The following is an 18,518-nucleotide window of genomic DNA, read 5'->3' as shown; positions in this document are numbered from 1 at the left end:
AATTATTTTTAATAAGATAAGAAAACTTATTATTATTAAATTTATCTTAGTAGTCGCTCGACCAACTGTCAATGTCAAAAACTGATTAATAATTAAAAAATACTACTTGAAAATTTAAAGAGTTTTTCTTAGGGTAATTGACATTCAATCGTTACAATAGGTAGTAAAAGTGTAGGAGGGCAGCGGGATGCAAAAGAAAAAATTGAGTCTCTCGATTCTTTTAATAATTCTTTTAACCTTTGGGGGATTAGTCGCTTGCAGTAAGAATAATCAAGCTGTGGATTCCAGCAAGTACGTCCAGACTAATACACCAACACTCTTTTTCCATGGATTTGGCAGCAGTGTCAATGCAGAAACTCAAATGACCAATGCGGCCAAAGAGGCAGGCGTCACGAATAGAATCGTTCGAGTAAATGTCTCAGATAATGGCTACGCTAAGATGATTGGTTCAATTCCTAAGAGTGCCAAGAATCCAATCGTCGAAGTCAATTTTGACAACAATAAAATGGGTAATTCCTATAAAGCCAGTCAGTGGGTCAAGAATGTCATCACTTTGCTTCAAAAAGAGTATAAATTTGACAGCGTTAATTTCGTAGCACACTCAATGGGCAATATGGCGGTCAATTATTACATTATGGAGAATGCTGGGAAAAAAGGTACTCCTAAAATTAATAAAGTCGTCGATATCGCTGGTCACTTCAATGGTATCTTGGGCATGGGCGACAAGCCTAACCAGGTAAAGTTAGCTAGCGATGGCAAACCAGATAAAATGAATAAGTCTTATCAAGAACTTCTTCCTTTACGAGAAATTTATCCAACCAATACCGAAGTGTTGAATATTTTTGGTGATATTGAAGATGGGACTCATTCAGATGGCCGCGTCAGCAATTCCTCGTCACAGTCACTGAGATATTTGGTGGCCAACCGGGCTAAGTCATATCAAGAAAAGAAGATCAAAGGGAAGATGGGACAACATAGTCAATTACATGAGAATAAACAAGTTGATAAGTTGTTCATTAATTTTCTTTGGAAAAAGTGAACTTAGTATCATACATTAATATCCAACAGAGGCTGTGACAAAACAGTCTTGAAATTGAAAATACTCGATGTGAAATTGTAAAAATTCCCCATCGAGTATTTTTTTGAGACTTATGTCAAAACCCTTTTGATTGATTAAAATTTTAATGTTGAACAAAAGGATACCAACCGGCTAAAGCAAAGCCGATCAGGGCGGTGACTAGGCAAAAGACCACCACGATCCAAATTAAATTCTTATTAAGTCTCTGTTGATTTTTGCGTGCAAAGGCAATCTCAACTAGTCCGATAAAGACCAGAGCCACAATTATTTTGACGATTAACAAAGTGGGTTCGACTGACCAAGCACGAATAGCCAATTTTATTCCCGTAATGATGATCACTAAATAACCGATACGTGTAATCATTTCGTAAATTTTTGTATGCGAATTGGTGAATAAGGCTAACAAAATCATCAATGCCATAATCACCCAAGTTAATAAATGAGTCCATAACCAAATCATAATCTTCCTCCTAAAGCTCAATCATAACATTTAGATAGTGCTTTGACGAAAGACTAATTTGGTAGCTAATTCCATTCTTTTAGCGACATGGCGGGGATTATTCAACAGGTCTTGCATCAAATCGACCGCAGCCGCACCCATTTGTTCAGTCGCTACATCGACGGAACTCAATTCTGGGTTAACGTAACTGGCTAAAGCGGTGTTATTGAAACTGAAGAGACTGACTTGTTGAGGAATCTTGATATTAGCTTCTTGGAGAGCCTTTAAAGCTCCAGCAGCCATCAGATCATTTGAGATAAAGAAAGCTTGAGGCAGAGCTTTTTGAGCGGTTAGGGCTAATTTCATTTGTTGATAACCAGAATCTTTCGTGAAGTCGCCTTTGAAACATAGATCGGGGTCGAACAGCTGGTGCTCTGTCATCGTTTCCTTAAAACTTTGATAACGAAAATCAGGAATAACCCGCAAGTCATCAGTCGATTTCTCTTCACCATAAATGAGGCCGATACTTTTTAAGTTATGTTCGATAAAGTAGTCTATGACTTGTCTTAGGCCATACTTAAAATCAGTGACGATCGTATCGAAACCTTGAGGAAATTGGTCATCATCAATGAAAACGAGATTGTGGCTGATTGAAGTCATCTGATCAACTTGCGAACGACTGTATTTTCCGACTGCAATAATGCCATCGATATCGGCTGGAATCTGGTCTAATTCATTGTGAAAAATGCGACTGATCTCAAAACCGTAAGTCGGTGCTTGTTGTTCAATACCTTCACGAACAGTCATGTAATAGAGATCGTCTTGTTCTTTGGACTCAGAATACCATTGCACCAAGGCAATATGTTTGAGAAAACGGGCATTGTGGCGACTGGCCTTTTGGTAATTCATTTCCGTGGCGATCCGTAAAATATTGGCTCTTGTTTGGTCAGTAACTGATAAGGTCAAATCGTTGTTGAGTACTCGAGAAACTGTTGCGGGTGAGACTTGAGCTTTTTGAGCAATATCACGTAAAGTTGCCATTATTCTAAACTCCTAATAAATTTATCAAAGGCAGTTTGTCCGGATTGATCCCATTTGAAAACCCCAGCATCTTCTAAAACCCGAGCAAAGACTAAACCAGTTTCTTTTCTGACTAATTGAGAAACATTTTCAGCCGTAAAGTGGTATTTTTTAGCCAATTGATCAGCCCAAGTTTGATGATAATCAGCCATTTGATTAGGTTCATTCAATAAATATAGTTCGACTTGATGCAACTCGTTTTTCAGACGAGCTGGCAAAATTGCCCGGCCCATAACTTCAATCAAACCAATATTTTCTTTTTTAATATGCTGAACATCTTGATGGGGATGAAAAATACCATCAGGGTATTGTGCAGATGTTTGATTGTCACGCAAAACGATATCGAGCACATATTGGTCATTAACTCGATAAGCAATTGGTGTGACCGTGTGATGACGTGTTTCGTTAGAGTAAGCCTTGATCTGAACTGTTTCGTCGGAATAATTCATCCAATTTTCGTGAATCAAGTTGGCTGCTTTGACTAGTTGTTCTGGACTCTGGCTCGTTAGGCGAATAGTCGACATTGGCCACTTAACGATTCCCGCTTTGACTTGATCGACTGGTAAACTGATTTCTCGATCGATTGGGGCTTTCATCATTGGAAAGACATGCCGGCCACCTTGATAATGGTCGTGGCTAAGCATTGAGCCGCCCACAATTGGTAAATCGGCATTACTCCCGACAAAATATTGAGGGAAAATTCTGATGATTTCCAACAAATTGTTAAAAGTATGTTGATTGATGATCATTGGTTGGTGTTTTTGATTGAGGAAAATAGCGTGTTCCTTAAAGTAGGCATAAGGCGAATATTGAAAGCCCCAAGTCTGACCACCCAATAAGAAACGGATGACCCGATGATTGCTTCGAGCAGGGTAACCAAGGCGTCCCAAGTAGCCTTCGTTTTCAAGACAAAGTTGGCATTTAGGATAGCCAGTTTGAGCTTGACGACCGGCAGCAGCAATTGCTTTAGGATCTTTTTCAGGCTTAGAAAGGTTGATCGTTATTTCTAAATCGCCATAATCAGTGGTGACAGGAAAAGAGATATTTTTAGCAATTGCTTTGGTCTTGATATAATCGTTATCTTGACTCAAATGGTAGAAATAATTAGTTGCCGCTTCAGGACTATTTTGATAAAGATTCCAAAATTCTTGATTAACCTTTGAGGGCCGTGGAGTCAAAAAGTCCATCAATTGATCGTTGAGGATCTCTTGAGAAGTGACACTACCGTCAATTTTTTTATTTGTAATGGCAGTATCAATCAAGGCTTGTTTTAAGTCTGGGTTAGTCTGATGATTATCGTCGCCAACTAGGGCACAGATTCGATTATAAAGATAGATGCGGTCCAACGCTTGATAATCGTTGTCCGCAGTAATAATTTGTTCCACAAAATCGTCTACGCAAGACATTATTCTTCCACCTCGGTAAGAGCAATTTCTTTAGGTCCGTCCGCAATTTCAGCAATATAGAAGTCAGCTGCATAGCCAATTTTATCTTGATAAATTTGACCGACATTTTGTTTGAAGTCATCGAGTTGATCTTTTTGAACAAAAGCAATCGCACAGCCACCGAAACCAGCGCCAACCATCCGAGCTCCCAGAACTCCAGGCTGTTGCCAAGCTGCTTCAACTAAAGTATCCAGTTCAATTCCGGTAACTTCATAGTCATAGTGTAAGGAAATATGTGAGGCGTTGACTAGTTTGCCAAATTCAACCAGATTATTGTCCTTTAAATATTTGATAGCTTTTAGAGTCCGTTGATTTTCAAAGACAGCGTGACGAGCCCGACGCAACAAAATATCATCGTTGATCAAATATGAGTTGCGGTCGAATTCGTCGATCGAAAGGTCGCCAAGAGAATTGATATTTAATTTAGTTTGTAGACGAGCTAAAGCTTGTTCACATTCGCTACGGCGTTCGTTATATTTAGAGTCGGTCAAAGCTCTTTGCTTGTTGGTATTCATGATGACGATCACGTGATCCCCTAACTCAACTGGGGCATAGTGATATTCCATTGTATTAGTATCTAGTAAGATGGCTTGATTTTTTTTACCCATACCAACCGCAAATTCATCCATGATACCAGTATTGACACCGATATATTGATTTTCGTTTTGTTGGCCCATTTTGACGAGATTTAATTGGTCGATGCCTAAATTAAAGACATCGTTTGCAATGTTACCCATCAATAGTTCAATTGAAGCTGAAGATGATAACCCAGCACCGTCAGGTAAATTACCATAAATATAGAGATTGAAGCCGTGAGTCAATTCAAAGCCAGCTTTTTGTAATAAGTAAAGCATCCCTTTAGGATAGTTAGCCCAATCGTCTTCTTTTTTAAAACTCAAATCACTCAAAGAGACACTGATCACACCAGTATCAGGTAAATTCTTGGAATAAAGTTTTACTAATTGATCATTGCGAGCTCCATAAGCTGCATAAGTTCCTAAACTGATAGCACAAGGGAAAACATTGCCACCGTTATAATCAGTATGTTCACCGATCAAATTGATCCTTCCTGGTGAGAAGAAAAGTTTTTCGCAAGCTTCTCCAAAAGTTTCTTGATAGCCAGATAGAAGTTGTTTTTTATCCATAATTTCACTCCACTTTTACTAAATATTTACTTAACAAAAATGATAGCGCTTTCTAATGTGAAAAACAAGGCCTATAGATTTAATAATTTCAATAAAATGTTATTATTATAAGCATGAGCGACCACAATGTGGTATGAAGAGGAGAGATCGATGAAGACAGCAGTAGTTACTGATACGGCATCTTATTTAACACCAGAACAAATCGAGAAATATAATATTACTGTTTTACCAATTACCGTTATTTTAGGAGACAAGCAGTACAAAGAGACCGAAGAGTTATCTGATACCAAGTTCTTCGACTATTTGCGGACCGAACCGGAGTTACCAACTACCGCACAGGTTTCGATGGGACAAATTCAAGAGGCGTATGATCGTTTAGTTGCCCAAGGTTACGAAGCTATTATCTCGATTCATTTATCTTTAGGAATCACTTCGTTTATGGATAATTTGCGGATGTTTGTAAAAGACTATGATAAGGCTAAGATCTATCCATTTGATTCAATGGCAGCTAGTGCAGCTGAAGCAGATTTAGTTATGCTGGCCGGATCGATGGCTCAAAAGGGCCTTGATCCCGATGAGATCGTAGAGAAGTTAAAAGTTCAACGTGATTCGACTCAAGTTTATTTTGCAGTCGATGATTTAAAGCATTTGTCCCGGACAGGGCGTTTGAGCAATCGTTCAGCAGTTATTGGCAGTCTACTAGATGTTAAGCCATTATTGACTTTTGAAGATGGTAAAATTTATGCGATTGCTAAAGAGAGAACCATGCATCGAGCATTTCACAAAATTCAACTTGAAATTCAAAAATATACAGACGTACACCCAGATTGGCCAGTTCATATCACGATCGTGGACTCAAATAATCGTGAGATGCTTGAAAAATGGGCCACTGATTTTCAAACAGCATTTCCAAAAGCACGGGTTTCTACGAGTCATTTAGGACCAGCTATCAGTGTTCATACTGGAGAAAAGACGTTGGGTGTCGTTTGGGATAGGGATTTAATCAATGAAAACTAGAATTATGATTTATGTCGACGATGTTGATATGAGTGTGGCATTTTGGACCGATGAGTTTAACGCCACGGTGGTTGCACGCCAAACATTGAATGGTGGTTATCAAAATGTCATCGTTGGGATTTCGTCAGAAGTAGAACTGTCGATTTTTCCACGGGACTATATTAGAATCTATTCGCCAGAAGTTTCGGAAAATGTTCCTTCATTGATGTTTTTCTCAAGTGATTTTGACCGCTTACACGACGAAATTTTAAGTGCGGGTGAAATTACTGAAGTTAATGGTGTTTTGACCTTTAATTTTCAAGATCCAGAGGGCAATTATTTCGTCCTCGCTAAAGCAGCTGAGTAAAGGTATCTTGTTGTTAGATTGAGACTTGATTTTGAGTAATTTAAAAAATTTTGACCATATTAAAAGCCCCTTAGTTTGTTTGTATCCAGACTAAGGGGCTTATTTGGTTGGCTAGTTTTCTTCGTATAAAAATACTTCTTCAATGGTTCTGTGGAAAACTTTTGCTAGCTTGAAGCTCAGTTCAAGTGTTGGCTGCGAGCGACTATTTTCGATCGATACAATTGTTTGGCGCGAGACGTGAACTAATTGTGCTAGCTGTTGTTGCGAATAGTGATACTCAGCTCGTAGTTCTTTGACACGATTTTTGATCATCTTGAATACCTGATTTCTATCTTGTCTATGGTTTTAAGTGTAAAGCCAACCTGACTAAATATCAAAGAATTGACAGAGCTAAATATTTTTAGCTTTCATAAATTAATTTCTTAAAAAAACAAATTCAAAATAGTTTTAGATAATAAAATTTTAAATAAAAAACTCAAATTTTCGATTGATTATTTCAAGTATTATGACTTGACGATAATAAACTTCTTTGTTAATTTTAAGTCATAGCTATATAACTGACGGATGTAGAATTGACTACAAGGGAATATAGCCTGAAATCGTCGACCGTCTGGGCACCTCAATTAGCGAGGTGCCTTTTTTGTATCGTAAATAAAGGAGCTAACATGTATCGAATCAAGATAAATAATATGAAATTCCATTCCCACATTGGAGTTTATGCCGCTGAAAAACAATTGGGACAAAACCTGGAAATTGATTTGTCAGTTGAATTAAAAGAAGTTCCTTTAGATGATGACCTCAATAATACGCTCAGTTACGGGCAGTTTTATCTGACGGTCGAAAAAGTCGTTCAAGCAAGCCGAGTTGACTTGATTGAAACGTTAGTTCAAACAATCATTGCGCAGATAAAGGCTTTAGACCAAAGTAAGATTACCAAGGTAAAAGTCAAGCTTCGTAAGTTGGCAGTGCCAATCGATGGGATTTTTGACAGTGTAGAAGTTGAGATGGAGGGATAGTGATGCATGAAGTCTATTTAAGTTTAGGCAGTAATTTGGCCGATCGGGTAGGTAATTTAGAAGCAGCAATTTCACTGCTGAAAGATGATATAAAGATTGAGATTACAGCCATTTCGTCAGTTTATGAGACTTCACCTGTCGGCGGGATTGAGCAGAATAATTTTTTGAATCTGGTTATCGGTTTACAAACGACCTATTCTGCGACGGAATTATTGCAATTGATCCACCGAATCGAACAAAAATTACATCGAAAGCGAGTTATTCATTGGGGTCCACGGACTATCGACCTCGATATTTTATATTTTGATCAAGTAAAAATTGCAAGTAAGCAATTGACGGTTCCTCATCGAGAAATTGGTCAACGGTTGTTTGTCTTAATACCAATGCTAGAGATATCTCCGGCCAATTTTTATCAGCATGATTATTTGGTCAAACAAACCCGAAAATTGCTTCACACCGATCAAGAAATAACTAAAAAGGAAGATATGATAATTGGAAAGTGATATCGAGACTTCAGTAAAAAACATCATTAAAGCAACCGGCGATGACCCTGAGCGTGAAGGACTGTTAGAAACCCCAGCTCGAGTAGCTAAGATGTATCGTGAAATTTTAACTTATCAAGGCCAAAGCCAATTTACGGACTATAAGATTTTTAATACTGAGAAAACTAGTAATTCACAAATGATTTTGATCAAAGATATACCTTTTTATTCTATGTGTGAACATCACATGTTGCCATTCTTTGGTACAGCCAATGTCGCCTACATTCCCCAAAATGGACGCATTATTGGACTTAGCAAGATTCCTCGACTGATCGATTTTGTTTCCAAAAGATTGAGTGTTCAAGAAAACATTACTCGAGATACCGCTATTATTTTAGAAGAGATTCTTGATCCATTGGGGGTGGCTGTCGTCGTTGATGCACGTCACATGTGTGTTGAAATGCGCGGGGTTAAAAAGAATCACGCCGTGACCAGAACTTCCTTTTATCGGGGTATCTTTGATGATGACAGTACGAAAAGATTTGAGTTTTTACAAACTCTATAAGATAGGTGGAAATTATTTTGGAGCAGCAAGTCTTACATTGGGTGGGAAAGCGATTTGATTTTGATTTAACTGATGAACCCATTATTTATTCAATCATCAACTGCACCCCGGATTCTTTTTTTGACGGCAATAAGTATCCTGACTTAGCCGCAGTTTTGACACAGGTGTCGCAAGATTTAGCCAATGGTGCTCAAGTAATTGAGATCGGCGGCAAATCTACCAGACCGAATTTTCAAGAAATCGGTGCAACTGAAGAATTGCGACGGATTTCTCCGATCCTCAAAGCTGTTAAACAAGAGTTTCCACAAGCAATCGTAGCTGTTGATACGACTGACTCGGTGGTAATGAGAACAGTCTTATCCAAATTCAAAGTCGATATTATTAATGATATCAAGGGCTTTGAAACGACTGAGAAGTTAAGTATCATTGAACAATTTCAACCAAGCGTCGTGGTGATGAATAATGGCCGGGATACAACCAATTTGTTGGAAGATCAAATGGCTTTTTTCAAGCAAAAACAAACTCAATTACTGCAAGCTGGCTTAACAACTGCACAAATCGCAATCGACCCTGGAGTTGGCTTTTCGACTAGCCATCAAGTAAAAGAGAACCTTTTACGAGTAGAAATGACCAAGAAGTTAGCCAAACTTAATATGCCAGTGATGATTGCCATTTCTCAAAAGGGCTTTCTCAGTAAACTCTTTCAAGTCGCTGAAAAAGAACGGCTCATACCGACTCTCATCTTAGAATGTTTGATGATTCAAGACGGAGGGCGAATTTTACGGGTCCACAATTCACGGGAAACGAAATTATTATTAGACATTATGAAGTGTTACAAAATTTAGTTTGGAGAAGATCAATGGAACAATTAGTTAATGATTTACTGACCGAAACGGATAGTTTGGCTGAGACCGATCGCATAAAAAAAATCAAATCATCATTACGATTTTGGCAGCCTAAACTGTTACGATCGAATAATAATTTGATTCATCTTTCAGCAAGTTGTGTTATTAAACATAACCAAAAAGTTTTGTTTGTCGAACATCCTTATTTGAAAAAATCCTTGTTACCGGCAGGACATGTTGAGCCATTCGAAACGCCGTTGCAAACTGTTCTTCGTGAATTGACAGAAGAAACGGGTTATAACATCAAAGACATATCAAAGATAGAATTGGTGGATGTAAACTTGATTCGTATTCCAGCTAATCCGAAAAAACAACAACCAGTCCATGAGCATATTGACTTTCGTTATCAGATTGAGGGGACGTTGATACGAGAAACTCCAGGCGAACTGCCTAATTTTTGGCTTGAAAAGTCAAATGCTCCGGAAGAGTTTTGGAAGTACTTTTAAAGTTTAACGTCTGATTAACTTGACCACAGTTTCAACGTGTGGCGTTTGAGGGAACATATCAACTGGTTGGAGATAAACGACCCGGTATTCCTTAGTCAAAGTCACCAAATCTTTGGCCAACGTTGAAGGATTACATGAGACGTAAACCAGCTTATTAACAGGATGGCGGTTCAAAGCGGTTAAAAGTTTACCATCTAAGCCAGTTCGAGGCGGATCAACGACGATGGCATTGATATTTTTACCATCATTGAGCAATTGAGGATAGATTTCATCAGTTGAACCAACAAAGTAATCCGCATTTTCAACCTGATTCAACTTGGCATTTTCCTTAGCATCTTCAATAGCTTCGGGGATGATTTCAATTCCATAAATTTGCTTCACTTTGTCAGCCATGATGATACCAATCGTTCCAACTCCACAGTAAGCATCCAGTAAAACATCAGAGGCATTGGGTTCCAAAGCTTTTGTAACTAAGTCGTACAATTTATCAGTTTGTAGAGAATTCAGTTGTAAGAAAGCCCGTGGTGAAAAGTTGAAAATGTAGCCATTGATATCTTCTTGAAGATATTTTTCACCCCACAAAAGCTTTGTTGTCTCGCCCCAAACACCGGCTTTGTCTTCTTTGTTGATATTTTGAGAGATAGAGCTTACTTCTGGGATCTGTGCTTGAATCCGTTCCAGTAATTGGCGCTGTTTGATGAATTTTGGTGAGCGGGTGATAAAGGTGACTTGTAATTGATTGAATTCCACAGACTCGCGAATAACGATCATGCTCAAGATACCTGATTTAGTCTCAGGATTGAAAACAGGGATTTCTAAGTCTTTGATCAATTGGACGATTTTTCGCATAGCTTGCATCGTCAAATCCATTTGTGTGGGCATTTCTGTCAAGTTAACTAATTCTTGAGTACCAGTTTTGTACAGTCCACAGCGAATTTCACCATCGATTTCTTGAATTGGAAATTGAGCCTTATTCCGATATTTTTCTTGTTGAACCGAGCCAACCGTCGGCTTAATTAAATATTTATCGAAAGCATAAGGCTTATATTTAGCCAAAGATTCTCGTAAAATGTCAGCTTTGAAGTTCAGCTGATCCTCGTATTTAATGTGAGCGAATTCTAAGCCCCCAACCTCATTAGCCAATTTAGGTGTTTCTGGATTGCGATAAGGACTAGCTTTTCTGATTTTGTGAATGCGACCGTTCAAAAACCTGTCGTGGACATCAGTAATTTCACAGACAATCACATCTTCTGGAACTGCTTGAGGGACGAAGACAATCACATGTTTGAAAAAGCCAATTCCCTCACCATTGATACCGATTCGTTTAATTGTCAGTGGAAAACGGTCACCGACTTTTAGTTCTTGCGTAATATTATTTGTAGTCATAAATTTTTCCTTTGAATGTTTTTGCGATAAACTCATATTAGAGTATAACATGGTGAGGTAATCTATATTGGCAAAAGTAACGAAAATCCAAGCTCAGAAACGTAAGGGACGTTATAACGTTTATCTTGATGGTAAATATGCGTTTCCAGTTGCTGAGGCGACTTTGATTGAATTCAGATTGATGAACGATGTCGAATTAACTGACCAACAAATCAAAGAAATCAAAGACCACGAGAACGTCAACAAAGCTTATGGCGATGCCGTCAATTATTTAAGCTATCAACTTCGGACCAAAAAAGAAATCAAAGAATACTTATATAAGAAAGAATATCATCGTGATGCAGTTGACGAGGTAATTGCACGCCTAGAAGATTTGCATTATTTAGATGACGCAAGTTACGCAACTAGTTTCATCAACACTCAATTACGAACAACGGCTAATGGGCCCAAAATCATTGAGCAAAAATTACATCAAAAAGGCGTCCCCGAAAACATCATTCAAGACAAGATCTTTGAGATCAATCCTGATACCTTATTAGAAAATGCGACCGACTTTGCCATGAAACAAGCCCGAAAACAAAAAAGAGCTTCATTCAAACAAATGCTGACGAAAATTCGCCAGAGCCTTTATCAAAAGGGCTTTGATAATGAAACGATAGAGGCAGCAATCAAGAGCTTGGATTTGGAGCCAGATGAGGACGAAGAATTGGCCAAGTTACGCAAGTTAGTCGAAAAAGTTCAGCATCGTTATGATACACCAGCCAAATTGATTAATTATTTAATGACCAAAGGTTATCATTTTGATGAAATCAAAAAGGTTCTTAGTTCTTCGGAAAAATAAAGAATTTAATTGTTGATTGGTTGGTGGGTGGTTCACTGCCGGCTTACGTTCTGCTCTGAGGGGTCTGGAACGCCATGGGCATCGCTTTGAACCAATTGAAGTTCGCAATTGTTTCAAAGTCGAGCCTTGTTCTAAGTGCGCTTCGCCCACTAAGAACAATTTCATGGCTGAGACCCCTCAGAGCTCTCACTACAGCCTGGGGTGTTAAAACATGTTTGGATATCCCTCAAGGGAACAAGTTCAAGAGCAAAATATAAAGGTCAAAAACTTAAAAGCCTAAAAGCAAAATGAACTGATGATTTTAAATGGTTTGGTGGATGGTTCACTGCCGGCTTGCGTTCGGCTCTGAGGGGTCTGGAACGCCATGGGCATCGCTTTGAACCAATTGAAGTTCGCAATTGTTTCAAAGTCGAGCCTTGTTCTAAGTGCGCTTCGCCCACTAAGAACAATTTCATGGCTGAGACCCCTCAGAGCTCTCACTACAGCCTAGAGGATTAAAACATGTTTGGTTAACCCTCAAGTGAACAAGTTCAAGAGATAAAGCAAGTTTAAAGGCTAAAGATTAGAGTCAAAAACTTAAATCCTAAAAGATAAAATTAGCTGGTGCCTTAAAATGAATTAATACCTTTGATAGAAATTAAATAATGTATTGAGTTGATATAAAAATAAGTCAATTCAATACATTTTTTTGTCTTGCCCTTTATCTTTTGCCCTTAAGCACCAAGGCTTTCCAGCTTCCACTCCTACCAAGCACAGTCAAAAATGTAGAGTCCTCATATATATCATTAACAAAAAAATATGCAGAGGCCCTAGTCAGGAGCGGAAGTTCTGGGGGATATCAGTGGTGAAATTTTACTTAATTGGCGAACCATGCCAATTTAGTAAAAGGTCGAGCTTGAAGACAAGCGGTTTTCTTGGCTCCAAGTCGGCCCACCACGTTCCATATCCCCCAGAACTGGAGCGGATGACGGCAGTGAACCAAAACCACCGCCTCCACACCATCCCCACAAAAATTTTAAAACTAAATAAACCTCAAGATAGCTTTTATTAGTTTCACAGCTCTGTTATAATTTTTTTGGATAAGAATTAGGTATTAGAGAAAGCTGGTATGTTATGCAGATTCCTAAAGAAGGGGATTACGTAGCAATCCAGAGTTATAAGCATGATGGTCATTTACATCGTACTTGGCGTGAAACAATGGTGCTAAAGACAAGTGAGAACGAAATTATTGGTTGTAATGAGAATACTCTTGTCACTGAAGCCGATGGGCGTCGTTGGGTAACTCGAGAACCCGCTTTAGTCTACTTTCATAAGAAATATTGGTTCAATATCGTGGCTATGATAAGAGACAGCGGGGTTTCGTATTACTGCAATTTGGCGACACCATTTGCTTTGGACAAAGAGGCCATCAAATATATTGATTACGATTTAGATGTTAAGGTTTTCCCTGATGGGGAGAAGCGCTTGCTGGATGTGGATGAATACGCTGCACACAGTAAATTGTGGAATTATCCACCAGAAATAGACACAATTTTACATTATAATGTCGACGTTTTAATTGATTGGATCGATAAGGGTAAAGGGCCGTTTTCACAGGCTTATATTGATCTTTGGATGCAAAGATATAAGGAACTGTCACACCATTAGGATTGCTATATCCTAGAAGGCTGCCGCAAAGGTGGTCTTTTTTTTATTTATATTTTCACGAAATTATTAGTATACTAAAAATGTTTTAAAGTAATTAAATTTTCTATAGAAATAATTTCTTGGAAAAGTCGCTTGTTATACTAATAGGTAGACTTTAATAAAGGGGAATTATTGTGATTATTGATAATTTATTGTCTAACCTGCTACTCGTGGTTGCCTTGATGATGGCGTGCGACACGCGCATGAAGTCAAAAGACAAGGGCTTTGTGCCTTATCTGGCAATTACCTTAGCATTCGTCATTAAATTGGCCACTCAACCATGGTCGGCATTGGGGTATAACATTTGGTTAGTTTTGTTTTTAGTGATTTTGATTCAGAGCAATGCGGTGGTTCAAAATATGGTAATCAGTTTTCGAGCTGAATTAGGTTTTGGACCGTTTCTATTTGTAATTTTTGTCGGACTAGTAGGATTTAGTATCTTGTCTGAAATGGTGCGTTTGCTGTTACCATTGGCAATTATTATCTTGTTATTTTTCTTGATCAGCACCAAAAAATCCAGTCAACGTTAAATTGTTGGCTGGATTTTTTTAGTTACTTAGTGATCGTACTATCATCAAAAGTTATTCCTGAAAGGAAATCTCTAATTCTAGTGGTTGGATGATTGAAAAATTCATCTGGTGTGCCTTCAAAGAGGATCTCTCCGTCTTCCACAAAGACAATTTTATCGGCAACTGATCGTGCAAATTGCATATTGTGGGTAACGATGATCATCGACTGGTCCATCTTACTTAATTCTTCCAGAATTAACAAGACTTGCGTTTCTAGCTCAGGATCGAGGGCACTAGTTGGTTCGTCTAATAAAATATATTCAGGGTCCATTGCCAAAGCTCGACAGATGGAGATCCGCTGTTGTTGTCCACCGGATAGCTGGCTAGGATAACGATCAGCGTATTCAGCCAAACCGACTTGTTGCAAAAGTTTCTTTGCCTTGGCCTCTGTTTCAGCTTTCGGAGCCTTGAGGACGGTTAGCGGTGCGGTTGTGATATTTTGCAGAACCGTTAAGTTAGGGAATAAGTTCCAATTTTGGAAAACCATGCTAGTTTTCTTACGAATATCAAAACTCAATTTTTTAGAAACTGGTTTAGCGTAATCTAAGTTCAAGTCCTCAAAACTCAAAGTGCCACTTTCTGGTCGAACTAAGAGATCTAGTGAACGCAACAAAGTTGATTTACCAGAACCAGATGGTCCCAAGATTACAGTTGTTTTGCCATCAGGGAAGTCAACCGAAATATTTTTGAGAACTGACTTGCCATTGTATTTTTTAACGACATTCTTTAATGAAATCATTAAGCTTCACTTCCTTTAACGTATTTTGAAGTACGACGTTCTAGGTAATGTTGTAAGAGCGTGAGAAGTGAACAAATGATGGCATACAAGAAGGCGGCTAAAGAATACATCAACAGTGGCTGGAAGTTCTTCGCAGTGATCTGTTGACTGACTTGGAACATTTCCAGAATCGTAATGGAACTGGCCAAAGAAGTATCTTTGACTAAACCGATAAAGGAATTGGATAGTGGAGGTAAAGCGATTCTAACTGCTTGTGGCAACACGATCTTCATCAATGTTTGTCTAGTCGTGAAATTCAATGTAAAAGCAGCATCCCACTGATCCTGAGGAACTGACATCAAAGCAGAACGAATCGTTTCTGATGCATAGGCACCAGTATTTAAAGAGAAACCAATCGTAGCTGCTAAGAATGGCGCTAGTTGGATACCGGCATTTGGTAAACCAAAGAAGATGATGAACAGTTGAACCAAGAGTGGAGTAGAACGGAAAAGCCAGACGTAGAAGTCAGCAATTGCCCGCAAAACCATCCAAGGATACTTGATCAATTTATTTTCGCTTGGTTGAATGAATTTGATAAGAGCAGTCAATACGGCTAAGATCAAACCAAAGATAAAAGAAATGACGGCTAATGGAATTGTATATTGAATCATCGCCGAAAGCATTTCTGGTAATGACGTTATGATGATATGCCACATGAATTAAAAACCCTCCTTAATGAGTTAACGATTATTTTTTAGTAATATCCTCACCAAAGTACTTGATGGAAAGTTTCTTCATTGTACCATCTTTATAAAGTTCTTTGATAGCCTTATTTACACGGCCACGTAAGTGAGTTGACTTCTTATTATAGATAGGAGCAATCTTTGATGGAGCTAGTTTGCTATCAGGAATAGTGATGTACTTCAAATCAGTACTCTTGTGACTCTTCTTCCAATATAAGAAAGCTTCCTTTGAGTTAAAGGCACCGGCGACACGTCCTTCGTCGATCATTGACATGTCAGTTTGGAAATCAGCAGCAGGCACTACTTTAGCACCGAACTTTTCGGCATGGTTGTAATTATCTGTCCCAGTACCAGCCGCAATCTTCTTGCCTTTGATATCGTCGACGGAGTTAATACCTGTACCATCTTTAGTGATGATAACTGATTTTGAGTAAATGTAAGGTGTTGAGAAAATATAATGTTTCTGACGTGATGGATTTTCCGCCACGTTGTTTAGCACAACATCAAAGGTGTTTGAGTTCAAACCAGCAATCAATGAATCCCACTTAGTTGGGACAAATTTAGCTTTGAGGCCTAATTTCTTAGCAATATCTTTGCCTAGGTCAACTTCAAAACCTTTCAATTGACCATCATCACGGTATGAATATGGAGCATAAGTACCCTCAAGTCCAATTGTTAACGTACCGTCAGTCTTAGTGTCGCTTGAAGCTTTATTACTTGAGCAACCTGTTAAGACCAAGATAAGTGCTGCAAGTGTTGTTAAGATTAAAGCAATTCGCTTTTTCATTTTTTATAAATCCCCCTTAAAAAAATTACCATTGTCTATTTTCGCATAAATTAAAGATTGTTAGAAAGAATATGTCTCCTAAAACTTAAATAAATCAGTTGAAAGATATCTTTCGCCATTATCTGGGGCCACAGTAACAACTGTTTGACCTTTTTTTAGTTCTTTAGCTAGTTCGATAGCTCCAAAGATATTAGCTCCACTGGAAATCCCTGGTAGAAAGCCTTCTTTTTGACTGACAGTTTGAGCCATTTGGATAGCTTGTTCACTAGTTACTTCTATTATATTGGAGTAAGCCTTTTGATCGAGAGTATCGGGAATGAATCCCGCACTGATACCTTGAATCTTGTGGGCACCAGTCTTGCCATCCTTGAGTAGTGGTGATTCCGCTGCCTCCAAAGCATAGACTTTAATATTAGGATATGCTTTTCTTAGAGCATGGCTAACACCAGAAAGGGTACCGCCTGTACCAACTCCAGCAATAAAGCCATCGACTGGGGTTTCACCAAAGGCGTTGATGATCTCTTGACCAGTCGTCAATTCATGGATTTGAGGATTGGCAGGATTTTGAAACTGCATGGGCATGAAATAGCCATTTTCATTTGCTAAATCAGTGGCCTTTTGAATTGCTCCTTTCATACCCGCTGAACCTGGTGTGAGGATCAATTCAGTTCCGTACCCTTGCATCAATTTACGCCGTTCGATGCTCATTGTTTCAGGCATCGTGATAATCAAATGATAACCTTTAGCCGCAGCAACCAGTGATAAGCCGATGCCTGTATTTCCTGAAGTGGGTTCAACTAGCGTATCTCCCGGCTTGATCTTGCCAGCTTTTTCGGCGGCTTCAATCATGGATAGAGCAATGCGGTCTTTGATTGAACCGCCAGGATTAAAGAATTCTAATTTCACATATACGTCAGCAGCGTCTTCTGGTACAACGTGATTTAGCTTAACCAGCGGTGTCTGTCCGATTAGTTCGGTAATATTGTTTGCAATTTTAGTCATGATAATTTCTCCTTAGCAAGTAGTTAATTTATGTTCAGTCACGGTCTGTAACCAGTTTTGATAAAAGGCCCTTTGAGTTGACTGCCAACTAAAGAGTGGCCGATGATCTAATGGCGAGTAATAATTGGCAGCTGCAAAAGGATGCTTAACTTTAGGACTTTTAAGTTCACGATGATATTCATTATCTAAACCATTTCGTTGGTATTCCAAATGTGAAAAGATAAAAGCTTGATGTCGCTTCTTGGCTTCCACTAAAGTTAACAAGCCGTTGTTACTGACAGCAGATATTTCCAAGTTAGGCTCTTCGATGATTTGTTGATGATCCATTTCCGCAAAACGAGCGTGTGGAGCTGGGAAGTTATTACTGATGTTTGTTAATAGCGGTGACTGAGAAAGAATTTGGTTTTGAAAAATGCCAAATGTTTTATGCGGTAAAATTCGTTTGTCTATTTTATAAAAATGATTAAGGGCAGCCATGGCGCCCCAACAGACGTATAGTTGCGGGATGTTTAACTCGTCGAGCTTATCTAAAAGCTGATTGATTTCATCAAAGTAAGAAACTTGAGGAAAGGCGAGCTTTTCCACCGGACTGCCAGTAACGATAAAACCATCGAGTGTTGATAGATCATTTAAATCAAGTGGTGACATTTGTTCAGTGATGTCAGATGAGAGATGCCGGTTCACGTAACGAGTGGCCGAGTAGTAAAAATGTAATTCAACTGAATCATCGAACAAAGACTGGAAGTTATCGATAGTTTCCAATTTGTTTTGCATCAGATTCAAGATACCGATTTTAAGAGGTTCCACAAGTAACTCCTTTCT

The 18,518-nt window shown here is 38.7% G+C and carries 20 protein-coding genes, 1 pseudogene and 1 riboswitch; of the genes and pseudogenes, 10 read left to right on the top strand and 11 right to left on the bottom strand.

All coding sequences use genetic code 11. The features are described 5' to 3' along the window. The first annotated feature begins 187 nt into the window (after positions 1-187). Complete coding sequence (locus tag ACG72T_RS05770) at positions 188-1,039, top strand: alpha/beta hydrolase (RefSeq protein ID WP_395265200.1); 852 nt, start codon at positions 188-190, stop codon at positions 1,037-1,039. Positions 1,040-1,181: 142 nt separating this feature from the next. Here ACG72T_RS05770 and ACG72T_RS05765 read toward each other — a convergent pair whose 3' ends face one another. The 4 genes from ACG72T_RS05765 to ACG72T_RS05750 are packed head-to-tail and all read right to left on the bottom strand — an operon-like array spanning position 1,182 to position 5,187. Then, positions 1,182-1,538: a YisL family protein gene (locus tag ACG72T_RS05765; protein ID WP_395265199.1), complete on the bottom strand. Its 357-nt coding sequence runs from the start codon at positions 1,536-1,538 to the stop codon at positions 1,182-1,184. Positions 1,539-1,568: 30 nt separating this feature from the next. After that, positions 1,569-2,561, bottom strand: a complete 993-nt coding sequence (locus ACG72T_RS05760) for a LacI family DNA-binding transcriptional regulator (RefSeq protein ID WP_395265246.1) — start codon at positions 2,559-2,561, stop codon at positions 1,569-1,571. Next, positions 2,558-4,003, bottom strand: coding sequence for a UDP-glucose--hexose-1-phosphate uridylyltransferase (locus ACG72T_RS05755; RefSeq protein WP_395265198.1), 1,446 nt, complete (start codon positions 4,001-4,003; stop codon positions 2,558-2,560). Before ACG72T_RS05755 ends, ACG72T_RS05760 begins: the two co-directional genes overlap by 4 nt. Beyond that, on the bottom strand, positions 4,003-5,187 hold the full coding sequence (locus ACG72T_RS05750; RefSeq protein ID WP_395265197.1) for a galactokinase: 1,185 nt from the start codon (positions 5,185-5,187) through the stop codon (positions 4,003-4,005). The genes ACG72T_RS05755 and ACG72T_RS05750 overlap by 1 nt, the downstream gene beginning before the upstream one ends. A gap of 150 nt (positions 5,188-5,337) precedes the next feature. Between ACG72T_RS05750 and ACG72T_RS05745 the strand changes: the two genes are divergently transcribed. Further along, on the top strand, positions 5,338-6,204 hold the full coding sequence (locus tag ACG72T_RS05745; protein ID WP_395265196.1) for a DegV family protein: 867 nt from the start codon (positions 5,338-5,340) through the stop codon (positions 6,202-6,204). Further along, positions 6,194-6,550 (top strand): VOC family protein, encoded by a 357-nt coding sequence (locus ACG72T_RS05740; protein ID WP_395265195.1) that lies wholly within the window; start codon positions 6,194-6,196, stop codon positions 6,548-6,550. The genes ACG72T_RS05745 and ACG72T_RS05740 overlap by 11 nt, the downstream gene beginning before the upstream one ends. A 111-nt stretch (positions 6,551-6,661) precedes the next feature. Here the strand turns inward: ACG72T_RS05740 and ACG72T_RS05735 are convergent, their stop codons facing one another. Further along, positions 6,662-6,862 (bottom strand): helix-turn-helix transcriptional regulator, encoded by a 201-nt coding sequence (locus tag ACG72T_RS05735; RefSeq protein WP_395265194.1) that lies wholly within the window; start codon positions 6,860-6,862, stop codon positions 6,662-6,664. Between the two features lie 231 nt (positions 6,863-7,093). Next, a riboswitch (ZMP/ZTP riboswitch) is annotated at positions 7,094-7,173 on the top strand. A 42-nt stretch (positions 7,174-7,215) separates the two neighbouring features. Between ACG72T_RS05735 and folB the strand changes: the two genes are divergently transcribed. From folB to ACG72T_RS05715, 4 genes and pseudogenes are all read left to right on the top strand, one after another. Beyond that, positions 7,216-7,566: a dihydroneopterin aldolase gene (gene folB, locus ACG72T_RS05730; protein ID WP_395265193.1), complete on the top strand. Its 351-nt coding sequence runs from the start codon at positions 7,216-7,218 to the stop codon at positions 7,564-7,566. Positions 7,567-7,568: 2 nt separating this feature from the next. Beyond that, positions 7,569-8,613 (top strand): annotated as a pseudogene (folE, locus tag ACG72T_RS05725) (GTP cyclohydrolase I FolE). Between the two features lie 17 nt (positions 8,614-8,630). Further along, on the top strand, positions 8,631-9,458 hold the full coding sequence (gene folP, locus ACG72T_RS05720; protein ID WP_395265191.1) for a dihydropteroate synthase: 828 nt from the start codon (positions 8,631-8,633) through the stop codon (positions 9,456-9,458). A gap of 14 nt (positions 9,459-9,472) precedes the next feature. Continuing rightward, positions 9,473-9,964, top strand: a complete 492-nt coding sequence (locus ACG72T_RS05715) for an NUDIX domain-containing protein (protein ID WP_395265190.1) — start codon at positions 9,473-9,475, stop codon at positions 9,962-9,964. 3 nt (positions 9,965-9,967) lie between these two features. Here the strand turns inward: ACG72T_RS05715 and rlmD are convergent, their stop codons facing one another. Beyond that, a complete protein-coding gene (gene rlmD / locus ACG72T_RS05710; RefSeq protein ID WP_395265189.1) occupies positions 9,968-11,350 on the bottom strand; it encodes a 23S rRNA (uracil(1939)-C(5))-methyltransferase RlmD in 1,383 nt (460 codons plus the stop codon). Between the two features lie 67 nt (positions 11,351-11,417). On the opposite strand from rlmD, the gene recX reads away from it, so the two are divergent. The 3 genes from recX to ACG72T_RS05695 all read left to right on the top strand — a co-directional run bounded on the left by recX (position 11,418) and on the right by ACG72T_RS05695 (position 14,407). Further along, positions 11,418-12,191 carry a recombination regulator RecX gene (gene recX / locus ACG72T_RS05705; RefSeq protein WP_395265188.1) on the top strand — a complete coding sequence of 258 codons (774 nt, stop codon included), beginning with the start codon at positions 11,418-11,420 and terminating at the stop codon, positions 12,189-12,191. Between the two features lie 1,113 nt (positions 12,192-13,304). Further along, a complete protein-coding gene (locus ACG72T_RS05700) occupies positions 13,305-13,838 on the top strand; it encodes a DUF402 domain-containing protein (RefSeq protein WP_395265187.1) in 534 nt (177 codons plus the stop codon). A 173-nt stretch (positions 13,839-14,011) separates the two neighbouring features. After that, positions 14,012-14,407, top strand: coding sequence for a hypothetical protein (locus ACG72T_RS05695; protein ID WP_395265186.1), 396 nt, complete (start codon positions 14,012-14,014; stop codon positions 14,405-14,407). Positions 14,408-14,429: 22 nt separating this feature from the next. On the opposite strand, the gene ACG72T_RS05690 is transcribed toward ACG72T_RS05695, so the two are convergent. The 5 genes from ACG72T_RS05690 to ACG72T_RS05670 all read right to left on the bottom strand — a co-directional run bounded on the left by ACG72T_RS05690 (position 14,430) and on the right by ACG72T_RS05670 (position 18,503). Further along, entirely contained in the window at positions 14,430-15,185 is a 756-nt protein-coding gene (locus tag ACG72T_RS05690) for an amino acid ABC transporter ATP-binding protein (protein ID WP_395265185.1), read from the bottom strand. Next, complete coding sequence (locus ACG72T_RS05685; protein WP_395265184.1) at positions 15,185-15,880, bottom strand: amino acid ABC transporter permease; 696 nt, start codon at positions 15,878-15,880, stop codon at positions 15,185-15,187. The genes ACG72T_RS05690 and ACG72T_RS05685 overlap by 1 nt, the downstream gene beginning before the upstream one ends. Positions 15,881-15,911: 31 nt before the next feature. Then, complete coding sequence (locus ACG72T_RS05680) at positions 15,912-16,694, bottom strand: transporter substrate-binding domain-containing protein (RefSeq protein ID WP_395265183.1); 783 nt, start codon at positions 16,692-16,694, stop codon at positions 15,912-15,914. A gap of 78 nt (positions 16,695-16,772) precedes the next feature. Further along, positions 16,773-17,696: a cysteine synthase A gene (gene cysK, locus ACG72T_RS05675; protein ID WP_395265182.1), complete on the bottom strand. Its 924-nt coding sequence runs from the start codon at positions 17,694-17,696 to the stop codon at positions 16,773-16,775. Between the two features lie 12 nt (positions 17,697-17,708). Further along, positions 17,709-18,503, bottom strand: a complete 795-nt coding sequence (locus ACG72T_RS05670; RefSeq protein WP_395265181.1) for a homoserine O-succinyltransferase — start codon at positions 18,501-18,503, stop codon at positions 17,709-17,711. Positions 18,504-18,518: the final 15 nt, after the last annotated feature.

This window comes from Companilactobacillus sp. FL22-1 (assembly GCF_043951805.1).
In the GTDB taxonomy this organism is placed as follows: Bacteria; Bacillota; Bacilli; order Lactobacillales; family Lactobacillaceae; genus Companilactobacillus.
This window is presented reverse-complemented; position numbering and strand designations above follow the sequence as displayed.